The organism is Acinetobacter sp. ANC 3903, from assembly GCF_002135315.1.
Classification (GTDB): Bacteria; Pseudomonadota; Gammaproteobacteria; order Pseudomonadales; family Moraxellaceae; genus Acinetobacter.
Genome location: NZ_NEGA01000006.1, coordinates 18,773 through 31,681 on the forward strand (window position 1 = coordinate 18,773; position 12,909 = coordinate 31,681).

The 12,909-nt window shown below is 41.5% G+C and carries 14 protein-coding genes; 12 read left to right on the forward strand and 2 right to left on the reverse strand.

The features are described 5' to 3' along the window. Positions 1–13: 13 nt before the first annotated feature. The 10 genes from B9T29_RS05655 (at position 14) to pyrF (ending at position 7,771) form a co-directional block, all read left to right on the forward strand. On the forward strand, positions 14–610 hold the full coding sequence (locus B9T29_RS05655) for a 6-pyruvoyl trahydropterin synthase family protein (protein WP_086174984.1): 597 nt from the start codon (positions 14–16) through the stop codon (positions 608–610). A gap of 49 nt (positions 611–659) precedes the next feature. Beyond that, positions 660–1,373, forward strand: coding sequence for a uracil-DNA glycosylase (gene ung / locus B9T29_RS05660; protein ID WP_086174985.1), 714 nt, complete (start codon positions 660–662; stop codon positions 1,371–1,373). Next, positions 1,370–2,494, forward strand: coding sequence for an enoyl-CoA hydratase/isomerase family protein (locus B9T29_RS05665; RefSeq protein WP_086174986.1), 1,125 nt, complete (start codon positions 1,370–1,372; stop codon positions 2,492–2,494). The genes ung and B9T29_RS05665 overlap by 4 nt, the downstream gene beginning before the upstream one ends. 4 nt (positions 2,495–2,498) lie before the next feature. Continuing rightward, complete coding sequence (gene tadA / locus B9T29_RS05670; protein WP_086174987.1) at positions 2,499–3,020, forward strand: tRNA adenosine(34) deaminase TadA; 522 nt, start codon at positions 2,499–2,501, stop codon at positions 3,018–3,020. 59 nt (positions 3,021–3,079) lie between these two features. Next, on the forward strand, positions 3,080–3,511 hold the full coding sequence (locus B9T29_RS05675; RefSeq protein ID WP_086174988.1) for an SRPBCC family protein: 432 nt from the start codon (positions 3,080–3,082) through the stop codon (positions 3,509–3,511). A 17-nt stretch (positions 3,512–3,528) separates the two neighbouring features. After that, complete coding sequence (cmk, locus tag B9T29_RS05680; RefSeq protein WP_086174989.1) at positions 3,529–4,212, forward strand: (d)CMP kinase; 684 nt, start codon at positions 3,529–3,531, stop codon at positions 4,210–4,212. A gap of 107 nt (positions 4,213–4,319) precedes the next feature. Beyond that, a complete protein-coding gene (gene rpsA, locus B9T29_RS05685) occupies positions 4,320–5,996 on the forward strand; it encodes a 30S ribosomal protein S1 (RefSeq protein WP_086174990.1) in 1,677 nt (558 codons plus the stop codon). A 160-nt stretch (positions 5,997–6,156) separates the two neighbouring features. Beyond that, positions 6,157–6,459, forward strand: coding sequence for an integration host factor subunit beta (locus B9T29_RS05690; RefSeq protein WP_086174991.1), 303 nt, complete (start codon positions 6,157–6,159; stop codon positions 6,457–6,459). A 21-nt stretch (positions 6,460–6,480) separates the two neighbouring features. Beyond that, positions 6,481–6,846: a lipopolysaccharide assembly protein LapA domain-containing protein gene (locus B9T29_RS05695; RefSeq protein WP_086174992.1), complete on the forward strand. Its 366-nt coding sequence runs from the start codon at positions 6,481–6,483 to the stop codon at positions 6,844–6,846. Positions 6,847–7,075: 229 nt separating this feature from the next. After that, complete coding sequence (gene pyrF / locus B9T29_RS05700) at positions 7,076–7,771, forward strand: orotidine-5'-phosphate decarboxylase (protein ID WP_171263990.1); 696 nt, start codon at positions 7,076–7,078, stop codon at positions 7,769–7,771. A 114-nt stretch (positions 7,772–7,885) separates the two neighbouring features. Here pyrF and B9T29_RS05705 read toward each other — a convergent pair whose 3' ends face one another. Both B9T29_RS05705 and B9T29_RS05710 read right to left on the reverse strand, forming a co-directional pair. Further along, complete coding sequence (locus B9T29_RS05705) at positions 7,886–8,794, reverse strand: lysine exporter LysO family protein (RefSeq protein ID WP_086174994.1); 909 nt, start codon at positions 8,792–8,794, stop codon at positions 7,886–7,888. Between the two features lie 49 nt (positions 8,795–8,843). Then, a complete protein-coding gene (locus B9T29_RS05710; RefSeq protein WP_086174995.1) occupies positions 8,844–10,355 on the reverse strand; it encodes a flavin-containing monooxygenase in 1,512 nt (503 codons plus the stop codon). Positions 10,356–10,513: 158 nt separating this feature from the next. On the opposite strand from B9T29_RS05710, the gene B9T29_RS05715 reads away from it, so the two are divergent. Continuing rightward, positions 10,514–11,521: an AraC family transcriptional regulator gene (locus B9T29_RS05715; RefSeq protein WP_171263991.1), complete on the forward strand. Its 1,008-nt coding sequence runs from the start codon at positions 10,514–10,516 to the stop codon at positions 11,519–11,521. A gap of 95 nt (positions 11,522–11,616) precedes the next feature. Then, positions 11,617–12,765, forward strand: coding sequence for a cell division protein ZapE (gene zapE / locus B9T29_RS05720; RefSeq protein WP_086174996.1), 1,149 nt, complete (start codon positions 11,617–11,619; stop codon positions 12,763–12,765). Positions 12,766–12,909 lie beyond the last annotated feature (144 nt).

Genomic DNA, 12,909 nt, shown 5'->3' on the forward strand with positions numbered 1-12,909 from the left:
TGCATCACGGCACATGTTAATTCGTAAGTTATTTAAGTTTGAAAATGCTCATATTGTGCGAAATTGCACATCGGATCGTTGTAAGCGTTCGATTCATGGGCATAGCTATAAAGTTGAATTGTTACTGAAAGCATCAAAGCTTGATCATGGGCAAATGGTGTATGACTTTGGATTATTAAAAGGCGTAATTAAAGATATTTTTGACAGTTTTGATCATGCCATTTGCTTTTGGCAGCATGATGATGCCGAATATATTGCCGCTTGCAAGAAATTTAGTGCACGCTGGGTATCTTTACCTGTTTCTCCATCCGCAGAACAATTTTCACGTATTTTCTTCTACTTGGCACAACAGGTACTTGCGTCTACTGAAACCCAAAACGGGGAAGGTGATGTAGAAGTCTATTCAGTGATTGTGCATGAAACCGATACAGGCTATGCGCAAAGCTTTATTGAAGATATTGAAAATGAGCAAATGGGTGTGCTAAGTCTGGAACATATTGTGTTTTCTGAACAGGTTCAAGCGGAATGGACTGATCCGGCGATGTATGAAAAACTACAACAAGGCATTAAATTCCAAAACCCAACGGTCGATCTTCAAGTACAAATTTAAAGATGGCAAAAAAAGTTGGGTCTGGTAAATAAAAACTTAGGAAGTAGATATGTCTTTAACGGAACAACAGCAAGCTAAACTAGACAAAATCCAGTTAGATGCGAGTTGGAAAAGTGCCTTGAGCGATTTTTTGCTTAGCACTAAAATGGATGATTTAAAACAGTTTCTAGTGACTGAAATACAGGCGGATAAAGTCATCTATCCACCAAATCCACTCATTTTTAACGCCTTAAATACAACTCCCTTGAACCATGTTAAAGTCGTTATTCTGGGACAGGATCCTTATCATGGGCCCAATCAGGCACATGGCTTAAGTTTTTCAGTGCAAAAAGGGGTTGCGTTGCCTCCATCTTTGCGTAATATTTTTCATGAATTAAATACCGATCTTGGTATTCCTGCTCCCAAGCATGGTGATTTAACCCGTTGGGCTGAACAAGGTGTGTTATTGCTCAATGCGGTTTTGACTGTTGAAGCTGGACAACCGACATCACATCAAAAGCGTGGTTGGGAAGATTTCACCGATCACATTATTGACGTTTTAAACGAGCAATGTGAGCATATCGTGTTTATCCTTTGGGGCGCTTATGCGCAACGTAAAGGGCAACGCATCGATCAAAATAAACATCTGGTATTGAAAGCTGCACATCCTTCTCCTTTGTCAGCAAACCGTGGTGGTTTTTTTGGTTGTAAAGTATTTTCTAAAGCAAATAATTATCTGAAACAAAATGGCATTGAGCCGATCAATTGGCAGCTGGACGCATGACACAATCTCCTGAACTAAAAAATTATCATCCCGATCTTATTGTAGAAGAAGCAAAGAATGGCTGGCGCATTGTTCGCCTGAACCGTCCGAAATCTTTGCATGCCTTGGATGAATCCATCGTTACCGCACTTTTGCAAGTATTCCAAGATTTTCATTATGATGATGCGGTAAAAGCCATTTGGCTGGATTCCACTACACCAAAAGCATTCTGTGCCGGTGGTGATGTACGTAAACTTCGTCAGTTGGTCATCAATGATGAAGTTGAAACGGCAAATAAATTCTTTGAGCAGGAATATGCGCTGGATTTATTGTTGCATAACTATGCTAAGCCTGTGCTGGTTTGGGGTGAAGGTTATGTCATGGGTGGTGGTTTAGGTTTATTTATGGCGGCGCCTTTCCGTCTGGTCACACCTTATTCACGTTTGGCGATGCCTGAAATTAATATCGGTTTGTATCCCGATGTAGGTGCAACACGTTTTCTGGCCGATCGTGGTGCCATTGGTTTGTTTACCGGCCTGACTGGATCAATCATGACTTCAGCGGGTGCTTATGGTATTGGTTGGGCAACCCATATTTGTGATGCGCAGCGTGATAATGTACTGGAAAAAATGCTTAATATTGATTGGGGTCATTATCCGGCGGGAGATTTCCGTGCCATTGATGATACTTTAAATAGTTTGCATCGTCCTGTAGGGCCAGGCCCGTTGCAAAACTCACTGGATGTCATTCATAGTGTTTGCCGTGGGGTGAACTTCGAACATGACTATGAATCTATTATCGGACTCAGTGATGCGCGCAGTGACTGGCTGCGTCAAGCCAGTGAAAACCTGCAAAAAGGTTCGCCTGCGACTGCTGCCATTACCTGGTTGTTATGGCAATGGGGTAAGCGAGTTCATTCCTGGAATGAAGTTTTTGAACTGGAAACACAAATTTCCAACTGGAAGATTCGTCATCCGGATTTCGTGGAAGGTGTACGAGCACGTTTGGTGGATAAAGATTTATCGCCAGAATGGAAAAAGGGCAGTGATTTCTCTTTAAAAGCCATTTTATCTGATTACCCACCAATCACGACTATTCAAAGCTGGAATGAGCTGTTGAAGCATTATGGGGTCATCAGCTAAGCTTATGACTGATGCTACACAACTGACTGATGAGTACTGGATGCAGTTTGCTTATGAGCAGGCTGCCATTGCAGCATCCAAACAGGAGATTCCTGTGGGTGCAGTGATCGTCAGTCAAAATCAGATTATTGGTGCAGGCTATAATGCGCCAATTTCTTTGAATGATCCGACTGCGCATGCTGAAGTTCAAGCATTGCGTCAGGCTTGTGCTTATTTGAATAATTACCGTCTTCCTGACGATTCAGTTCTATATGTGACTTTGGAACCTTGTACCATGTGTGTTGGAGCTTTGATTCATGCACGGGTATCCAAGGTGGTGTTCGGCGCAACTGAACCGAAAGCAGGTTCCTTAATTAGCGTGCGTCGATTATTTGAAACCGGTTACTACAATCATGTTTTCGAGTATGAGGCAGGTTGTATGCAGGAACAGTGTTCCCAGCAACTTAGCAATTTTTTCAAGATGCGCCGTGAGCAAAAAAGATTGCAGAAGTTACAAGAAAAGTCCCTAAATGATCAGAATCATTAATTAAAATCATATAAACTATAATGACAATATATATTGTCAATAAAAAATCAGGATAAGTCATGAATTCTATTCAAGTAAAAAAAGAATTTAACGCACCCATCGATCAGGTTTTTGATTTGTTATCAAAACATGCCACCTACAATGTCGCTTTTGCGCCGATTCAGGTGGAGCGAATTAAAGACTCAAATGATCCGGAGCGTCCGGATGGGGTGGGTTCGGTGCGTCGCATGGGTTTTGGTCCCATCAAGCCTTTACAGGAACAAATTACCTTGCTGGAGCCAAATCAGCGTATCGAATACCAGATTGTGAAGAATCCTCTGGTAAAACACCATTTGGGGATTATCGAGTTTGAAGCAAAAGATGCTGGCAAAACCTTGGTGACTTATACCATTGAATTGAAGGTGCGTGCTCCTTTTATCAGTAAATTAATCCTTGCACAGCTTAAATCTGCGATTAAACTAGGTTTTTCAAAATTAGCTAAAACTGTATAGCGTAAAGTGGAATATTAATGACAGTTCAAATTATTACCATAGATGGGCCAAGTGGTTCTGGAAAAGGCACCCTTGCTGCTAAACTGGCAGCACATTATCAATTTCATTTGCTTGATTCTGGTGCTTTATATCGTCTGTTGGGGCTGTCATTACATCAGCAGGATTTACTGGATGCTTTAGACTCGGCGCTTGATTCATGCATTAAAATTGCAACAAATTTAGACATAAAATTTGTTACAACTCAGGTGGGTACGCAGGTTCAACTGGACGGTGAAGATGTCACCCAAACCATCCGTACTGAACGCGTCGGTGAATTTGCCTCAAAAGTTGCGGCAATTCCTGAGCTTAGAACTGCACTTTTAGAACGTCAGCGCGCATTTGCACAAGCGCCAGGTTTGGTTGCGGATGGTCGAGATATGGCCACTTCTATTTTTCCTGAAGCTCAAGCCAAGATTTACCTGACTGCATCGGCTGAATCCCGAGCGGAGCGACGAGTAAAGCAGTTGCAGGGTATGGGGCTAGATGTTAAAATGAACGACATTTTAGCTAATATACAAGCTCGAGACAAACGTGATATGGAGCGCACAGTCGCACCACTCAAGCCGGCAGCAGATGCATATATCATCGATAGTTCAGAACTGGGCATCGATGAAGTATTCAATTTGATGACGAACTTTGTCGACCAGCAATTAGCCAATTAAAGAATTTTCAGCCAAAGCATAGCTAGATCAGTTTATTACGGACTATGTGGAAGCTTTATTAAACCGGCCTTGTCTGATCCAAGACCGCTGACTTTATCAGGTATATCATGACCGAATCTTTTGCAGCCCTCTTTGAAGAAAGCGAATTAAACCTCAACGTTGAAAAGGGTGCTGTCATCCAGGGCGTTGTAGTAAGCATCGACTCTGACTGGGTAACAGTTGACACTGGCCTTAAATCAGAAGGTATTGTTGACCGCGCTGAATTCTTAAACGACCAACGTGAACTTGAAGTTCAAGTTGGCGATACTGTTGACGTTGTTGTTGAAGCTCTTGACAACGGTATGGGTCAAACAGTTTTATCACGTGAAAAAGCTAAACGTGCTGAAACTTGGACTAAACTTGAAAAAATCTTTGAAGACGGCGAAATCGTTACTGGTGTTATCTCTGGTAAAGTTAAAGGCGGTTTCACTGTTGACATCGGTCCAGTACGTGCGTTCCTTCCGGGTTCTTTAGTTGATACTCGTCCTATTCGTGATACTACTCACTTAGAAGGTAAAGAGTTAGAATTTAAAGTAATCAAACTTGATGCTAAACGTAACAACGTTGTTGTATCTCGTCGTGCTGTTATGGAAGCTGAATCTTCAGCTGACCGTGAAGCTCTTCTTGCTCAGCTTGAAGAAGGTCAAACAGTTACAGGTACTATCAAGAACCTTACTGATTACGGCGCATTCGTTGACCTTGGCGGTATCGACGGTCTTCTTCACATCACTGACATGGCTTGGAAACGTATCAAGCATCCTTCAGAAGTTGTTGAAGTTGGACAAGAAGTTACTGTTAAAGTACTTAAATTCGACCGCGAACGTAACCGCGTATCTTTAGGCCTTAAACAATTAGGCGAAGATCCATGGTTAGCGATCATGAACCGTTACCCTAAAGGTTCTATCGTTAAAGCGCGCGTAACTAACCTTACTGACTACGGTTGCTTCGCTGAAATCGCTGAAGGCGTTGAAGGTTTAGTACACGTTTCAGAAATGGACCACACTAACAAAAACATCCACCCATCTAAAGTTGTTCAGATCGGTGATGAAGTTGATGTTATGGTTCTTGAAGTGGACGAAGAACGTCGTCGTATTTCTCTTGGTATCAAACAAACTCGTGCTAACCCATGGGAAGAGTTTGCTAAAGACCACGACAAAGGCGAAAAAGTTTCAGGTACGATCAAATCAATCACTGATTTCGGTATCTTCATCGGTTTACCAGGCGGTATCGATGGTCTAGTTCACTTGTCTGACATCTCTTGGAACGAACAAGGCGAAGAAGCTATCCGTCGTTACAAGAAAGGTGACACTGTTGAAGCGGTTATCTTGTCTGTAGATGCTGAAGGCAACCGGATCAGCCTTGGTATTAAGCAAATGAACAGCGATCCGTTCAACGATTTCTTGGCGACTAACGAACGCGGTGCGCTTGTTAAAGGTACTGTAACTGCAGTTGATGCTCGTGGCGCTACTGTTAAGTTAGCTGACGAAGTTGAAGCGACTCTTAAAGCATCTGAAATCAACCGCGACCGCGTTGAAGATGCAACTAAGTTCCTTGAAGTTGGTCAAGAAGTTGAAGCTAAAATCATCAATGTAGACCGTAAATCTCGCTCTATCAACTTGTCAATCAAAGCGAAAGACGAAGCTGAAGAGAAAGAAGCAGTTGCTAACTTGAAAACAGCTGCAGCTGGTCAAGACAATGGTCCTAAGACTATTGGTGATTTGATCAAAGCTCAAATGGGTAACTAAGTAGGCGTTAAAATGTATTGTTAATGTAAATTAACTAATACTTTTTACACAAATACTGTAAACGGTAGCGTAGTATTAACTTATTACGCTACCGTTTTGTATTTAAACAGGTTATTATCTGATTATCTATAAAATAGCTTGATAATTAAAGAGGTCGCAGATGACTACGGAAGCACTGAATAAGTCTGACTTAATAGAGCGAATTTCCCTAAAAAATCCACACTTAGCAGAGCCTTTGGTTGAAGAAGCTGTTAAGATTATGATTGATCAAATGATAGCCGCATTGTCATCTGATAATCGTATTGAAATTCGTGGTTTTGGGAGTTTCGCTTTGCATCACCGTGATCCACGTGTGGGGCGTAATCCTAAAACAGGTCGTTCTGTTGAAGTGGCTGCAAAAGCAGTTCCGCATTTTAAACCTGGTAAAGCATTACGCGATGCAGTAAACGAATCTGCACAGTAATAAAAATTTTATGGGGTGTTTATGCGTTACGTGTTAGTCGCATTACTAATAATACTTTTTGGCTATTCATTGGCTCTCGTACTGCAAAATGGTACCGAACTCACGGTTGATTTATTGTTTACTCAAGTACCAGCAATGCGTTTAGGCCTGTTGTTGTTATTGACGTTAGCTTTAGGTGTGGTGCTAGGATTGCTGCTGGGAGTACAAATTTTCCGGGTATTTCAGACTAACTGGGAAATTAAGCGATTACGTAAAGACATTGAACATCTACGAAAAGAACAAATACAAGCGGCACAGCTGGCAGCAGCTGAGGCGGCAGCTCATACCAGACATGAAAAGACAGTACTCGATATTCATCCGGAAGATCGTTCGTCTACCCCCTTATAATGTCGTATGTTGTATATAAGGTTTAGCTCAGTCGGTTAGACGGCTGAGATTCAAAAAATTTAATTGAATTTTGAAACACTCTGAAAATAGATCACTTCAGGGTGTTTTTTTATGTTTTTAATCTGAAGCAGAGAACAATAATTTAAAATAATGACTTCAATTAACTTATTTTTTTAACACTATGTCTAAGCTGGAATAGCCCTTATAATAGACTTTCTTTTTTGTCTGAGTGAAGGTAAGTCTCTTGAGTATCATTGTTGCACTGGATGCTAAAAGCCAATATGACGCGTTAACAATTGCAGAGCAGCTGGATCCTGCATTATGTCGGGTGAAAGTTGGTAAAGAGCTATTTACTCATGAAGGCCCAAGCGTGGTTAAGGCATTGCATGACCAAGGCTTTGAAGTTTTCCTGGATTTGAAATTTCATGATATCCCGAATACTACAGCTCAAGCAGTATGTGCAGCAGCAGACTTGGGTGTCTGGATGGTGAATGTACATGCATCAGGTGGCCGTAAAATGATGGAAACCTGTGTAGAACGCTTAAAGACAGGGAATTATAAAACTCAACTGATTGCTGTGACTGTACTGACTTCAATGGGGCGTGAAGATTTAAAAGATATCGGATTGGATATCGAACCATTTGAGCAAGTAAAACGCCTGGCTGCTTTAACGAAAGACAGTGGTTTAGATGGTGTGGTGTGTTCTGCGCAAGAAGCGAAAATGCTGCGTGAAACTTTGGGTCAAGACTTTGCTTTAGTGACTCCTGGGATTCGTCCAGCAGGCTCGGCAGCAGATGACCAAAAACGTATTGTGACACCGAAACAAGCCATGCTGGATGGTTCTACGCATTTGGTGATTGGTCGTCCGATTACTAAATCTGAAAATCCGCGTCAGACATTGAAAGATATTTTGGCAACGTTGTAATTTTACACCCTCTCTAACTCTCTCCCAAAGGGAGAGAGAACGTCCCATTATTGTAAAAATGGACAAGTCCTCTTCCTCTGGGAGAGGATTTAGGTGAGGGATAAATATGAAAAATTAAACTACAGCCAAAACACTCACCATAATTGGTGCAAGCACAGAAAGGATAAAACCGCTGACCATGGCATGCGGAATAAAATCATTACCACAGGCCTGTTTCACCATCGGCAAGGTCACGTCCATAGCAGTCGCAGCAGCTGCTGAAATGGCAGATCGTGGATAACGCCAGCCAATCACATACATCATCAAAATTGAAATAATTTCCCGGAACAGATCGTTCATCAAGGCGATGCTGCCAAGTTCAGCATTTTTAAGCTCTGTCACCACAATGCCGGTCATGGAGTAAAAGCCATAACCTTGTGACAGCATGATCAAATCTTTGAGCGCAATATGCTCTATAAATAAAACACTAATGAAGGCACCGAGCAGTGACCCCATAATACAGCCTGCTGGCACGAGCATGATTTTCCAGTTTAGCCACGAGTGATCCAGTGGTGAATAGGCTAGATCAAGCCCAATAAGAAACATAAAGACCAGTAACAAATTCCAGGTGCTGATGTGCAGGCTATAACCTGAAAAACTGGAAGTTTCTGCTACAAAGTATCCTGTTACCAATGCAATAAATGCATAGCTGATATTGAGTAGTGATTTAAACAACAGACTCGCTGAAACCTTACCTTGGGTGGGCTGAAAGCCAATGCTTTTAAACAGCAGGTAGCAACAGATAAATGCGCCAAATGAGGTACATAATGCAAGCGTCAGGGAATACCCTAAAATTACATGCGGGCTCGAGATGCTCTGTAGTGTTTGAGAAAACTCAATTGCGATGGCAAACAGTAAAATATAGGTGAAATAAGGCAAAATTTGAAAAGCAAATTTTTCAAGCCGGGCAGGCAGTTTGCGGGCAAGCAGAAAGCCCATCGCGAGGCTGGCGAGAAGTTGGAAGATTAACCAGATGGATTGCATAAAGAATTAAGCAGGTAAAAAATACCTGCTTATTATGAACAATATAAGATTAAGCTGCACGATTTCTCTTGGATTGACTCAGTAGACGGAAATCAGCTGGATTGAGTTTTTTAGTCTGTAACCAATATTTCCAGGTATAGGTAGGCCACAGGGCAAAGTTTTTGCCGCCATCCTGTTGATACCAGCTTACACAGCCAGATTGCCAGACTGTGCCATCAAGCAATTTTTGTACCTTCTGATTGAACTGGTCTTGTGCTTGATCTTTCACCACAATGGCATTGTTATGAGTTTGTTTGACCAGTTGAATCATTTGCAAGATGTAATTGACCTGAGATTCGATCATGAAGATCACGGAGTTGTGCGCCAAAACGGTATTAGGCCCCAGTAACTGAAATAAATTAGGGAAGCCTTTGGTGCTAATGCCATAGTAACTCTCAGCACCATCTTTCCAGGCATCTTTAAGTTCCTGCCCATGTTCACCAATGCAGTGAAAGGATTTTAAATAGATGCGTGGATCGGTAATAAAACCCGTACCGTAAATGAGGCAATCAATAGTACGTTTTTGCCCATCTTGGGTGATGATGCTGTTTTCAGTTAATTCCTGAATTGCCTCGGTGACCAGTTCAACATTGCTTCGGTTAAAAGCTGGATAGTATTTATTAGACACCAATATCCGTTTGCATCCCATGATGTAATCCGGTGTCAGTTTTTGAGCCAGCTTTTTGTCTTTGACCTGAAATCTGATAAAAACTTCTGCTAGCTTTTGGGTGTATTTCATTACTGCAGGTTGAACAATGGGAACCACACGAGATTCGTTTGACCAATATAAACGTGCCCGATGCAGTTTTCTAAACCAGTCTAGTTTTTTGAATAATTCCTTTTCAACATTTAAATATTGGCGTTCATCCCGTGGTATGACCCAAGCCGCTGTACGCTGGAATACATAGAGTTGCTTAACTTTAGGTGCAATTTCTGGAATGTATTGAATTGCACTGCCACCTGTGCCAATGGATGCGACATTCTTGCCAGATAAGTCGTATTGATGATCCCATTGTGAGGAATGAAAAACTTTACCCTGAAACTTTTCAATGCCCTTGATATGAGGGATATGGGGTACATGTAAAGGACCGGATGCAAAAACCACAAATTGAGCAATCAGAGTTTGCTCATTATTGAGGATAAGTTTCCAGTCGCAACTTTGCTCATTGTATTCGGTAGCCAGAACTTCACAATTAAACTGGCAATACTTTTCCAGATCATGGTCTGTGATTAAATCTTGTATATATTTAAAAATTTCCGGTGCTTCAGCATAACGTTTTGACCAGTCGCTTTTGGGTGCAAAAGAGAGGGAATACATATGTGACTGTACGTCGCAGGCTGCACCGGGATATTGATTTTCACGCCAGGTTCCGCCTACCTCGTTGGCTTTTTCCAAAATCACAAAATCATTAATATTGCTTTGTAATAGGCGTATAGCCATTGCCAATCCACCAAAACCTGCACCAATGATGGCAATTTTTGTTTGTGCTGGCATAGGCTGGCTTTGTGTTTGATTATGCATTTTTTATTGGCCTTATTACTTTTCGTATTTTTTATAGCGTATAGCAATGGTGTAATAACCAACATGATAGTCATGACAGAAAAATTGATAGATTCGGCAATTTTCAAGTATGAAAAATTATAGTAAAAATTGAGATGCTATTTTAATGTGACCCTGCTATGAAACGATCAATTCTCGGCTTGATGTATTTAATTCAAGGCATGCGTAAAGCAGGTGTTGCAGTTGATCAAAAACTTCAAGCTATTGGATTGCGTGCGGATGCATTCGATCCCGGCTCTATTATTCATCCCAGTTTAGAATGGGATGTGCTTAAAGTCATTGGTCAGGATGTCGCACCAGAAAAAGGGTTGTTTATTGGGCAGCATTATGCACTTGCAGGCTATGGTCCCTTACTGATGTTGCTGGTCACCAGTGAAAATGTGCGTACTGCTTTAGAGCAGGGCATTCGCTATCAGGCATTAACGCATTTAACCGGTGTCTTAAGCTTAAAATATACCGCTCAAAAGGTGGCTTTATGTTATGCGCCTGAAGATTTAAACAGTGATCTTGGGTTGTTAAGGGCGCAATGTGAAATTTCGGGAACTTATAAATTTATTCAAGATCTTTATAAGATGATGGGCTTAAGTGTTCCGCAAATGCATATAGAACTGCCATTTGCACAGCCGGAAAATCTGCAGGCTTTAGATATCTATCATGATTATTATGGTGCCGAATTGCAGTTTGCTGCCGAGTATGCGGAATTCTGGTTTGACGCTGACGTATTAAATGTACAGATTCCTTCAGCGGATAAAATGACCTTTAAGATCTATGAAAGCAAATGTATCGCTGAATTAGAACGTTTAAAGGTGGATGAGTTAGCGCCATCCTTGGTGCAGCGTGTAAAAGATTATTTAGAGCTGCAACAAGGGGTTATGCCAACCATGGCAGAAACGGCGCAAGCCTTGCAAATTCCGGAGCGAACCTTGCGGCATCAGCTGCAACAATTGCAAAGCAGTTATAAACAGATACGTGAACAATTGATTAAGGACAAGGCTCTAAGGCTGATCGAGTACAAAGAGTATTCCATTGAAATGATTGCGGAATTACTAGGATATTCGGAGCCTGCAGCCTTTAATCATGCCTTTAAACGCTGGTTTGGACATAGTCCTCGTCAGTACTTTAAATAGTTTAGTAAATAGCCTAAGTATATTAATGCCAAAGTGTTATATATTTCATCTCAATCTTCGCTATACTTTCAATAGCCTAAAATAGTATCCATGTTATGTCAGACTTAAATTTGAAGCACAGTACAGCCTTTATCCCTTTGTCACCTGCGGAACGTTATGCACAAGCCATTTCGTCTGGTCAGTTCATGCCGGATGATGCTCAGGCGCAAGCTGTACATGAGTTGGATCGTGTCTGGCAAGAATTGATTCAGCGCTTTAAGGCGTCTAAAAAAGCCTTCCGTCGTTTCCGTCGTCAAACTTCACCACAAGGGGTATATATGTGGGGTGGTGTAGGGCGTGGCAAAACCTGGTTGATGGACCAGTTTTTTGAGTCGATTCCGTTTCGCCGTAAAATGCGCATGCATTTTCATCATTTCATGCAGCATGTACATCGTGAACTGAACAAATTATCAGGACAGCGTAATCCGCTGGATCAGGTAGCAGATCAGATTTACCAGCAAGCGGTGGTGATCTGTTTTGATGAATTCTTTGTCTCCAATGTGACAGATGCCATGATTCTGAGCGAATTATTCCAGAAATTGTTTACTCGTGGCATTACCTTGGTGGCGACTTCAAATATTGCACCGGACGGTTTGTATAAAAACGGAATCCATCGTGACCGTTTTATCCCTACCATTGAAATGGTAAAAAAACATTGTGTTATTTTGAATGTTGATGCAGGTGTGGATTATCGTTTGCGCGTGCTGAAACAGGCACAATTGTTTAAACATCCATTAACGCATGACCATAAACTCTGGATCGCCCAGCGTTTTACGGCGCTGACACAAACGCAAACTATTTCGCAAGAGCCGATTATCATCAATAACCGTATTGTAGAAACCGTTGGCCATACTGAAGATGTATTGTGGTGTGAATATTCAGAGCTGTGTTTAAAACCGCGCAGTCCAGCCGACTTTATTGAAATTGCCAATATTTATAATACGGTACTGGTCAGTAATGTACCGCATTTGACCGATTACCTGTCTGAAGGTACACGTCGTTTTATTTATCTGGTCGATGAGTTTTACGATCGTGGGGTCAAATTATTGCTGACTTCAGAAGACAGTATTATTGATATTTACCAAGGTGAAAAACTGGTCTTTGAAATTGAACGCACGCGTTCACGTTTACTGGAAATGCAGTCTGATGACTATCTAAACTCTGAGCATCGACAAATACAGGGTTCAGCCTCAGAAGCCAGCTAAAGATCAAGCGCCTAAACAGGCGCTTTTTTTATACAAATTCTTTGATTGTTTTATCGACATTTTGCCCTATTCATGGCTTAATCTTTGCTCGACAGCTGTGAGAAATAAAGCTTTTGAGTGGTTTTAAAGCAAAATTCTGCACTT

Bases quoted from the DNA above. Each gene is read 5' to 3' on its own strand.
- B9T29_RS05655 (WP_086174984.1), top strand. From the start codon at position 14: ATGTTAATTCGTAAGTTATTTAAGTTTGAAAATGCTCATATTGTGCGA.
- ung (WP_086174985.1), top strand. From the start codon at position 660: ATGTCTTTAACGGAACAACAGCAAGCTAAACTAGACAAAATCCAGTTA.
- B9T29_RS05665 (WP_086174986.1), top strand. From the start codon at position 1,370: ATGACACAATCTCCTGAACTAAAAAATTATCATCCCGATCTTATTGTA.
- tadA (WP_086174987.1), top strand. From the start codon at position 2,499: ATGACTGATGCTACACAACTGACTGATGAGTACTGGATGCAGTTTGCT.
- B9T29_RS05675 (WP_086174988.1), top strand. From the start codon at position 3,080: ATGAATTCTATTCAAGTAAAAAAAGAATTTAACGCACCCATCGATCAG.
- cmk (WP_086174989.1), top strand. From the start codon at position 3,529: ATGACAGTTCAAATTATTACCATAGATGGGCCAAGTGGTTCTGGAAAA.
- rpsA (WP_086174990.1), top strand. From the start codon at position 4,320: ATGACCGAATCTTTTGCAGCCCTCTTTGAAGAAAGCGAATTAAACCTC.
- B9T29_RS05690 (WP_086174991.1), top strand. From the start codon at position 6,157: ATGACTACGGAAGCACTGAATAAGTCTGACTTAATAGAGCGAATTTCC.
- B9T29_RS05695 (WP_086174992.1), top strand. From the start codon at position 6,481: ATGCGTTACGTGTTAGTCGCATTACTAATAATACTTTTTGGCTATTCA.
- B9T29_RS05705 (WP_086174994.1), bottom strand. From the start codon at position 8,794: ATGCAATCCATCTGGTTAATCTTCCAACTTCTCGCCAGCCTCGCGATG.
- B9T29_RS05710 (WP_086174995.1), bottom strand. From the start codon at position 10,355: ATGCATAATCAAACACAAAGCCAGCCTATGCCAGCACAAACAAAAATT.
- B9T29_RS05715 (WP_171263991.1), top strand. From the start codon at position 10,514: ATGAAACGATCAATTCTCGGCTTGATGTATTTAATTCAAGGCATGCGT.
- zapE (WP_086174996.1), top strand. From the start codon at position 11,617: ATGTCAGACTTAAATTTGAAGCACAGTACAGCCTTTATCCCTTTGTCA.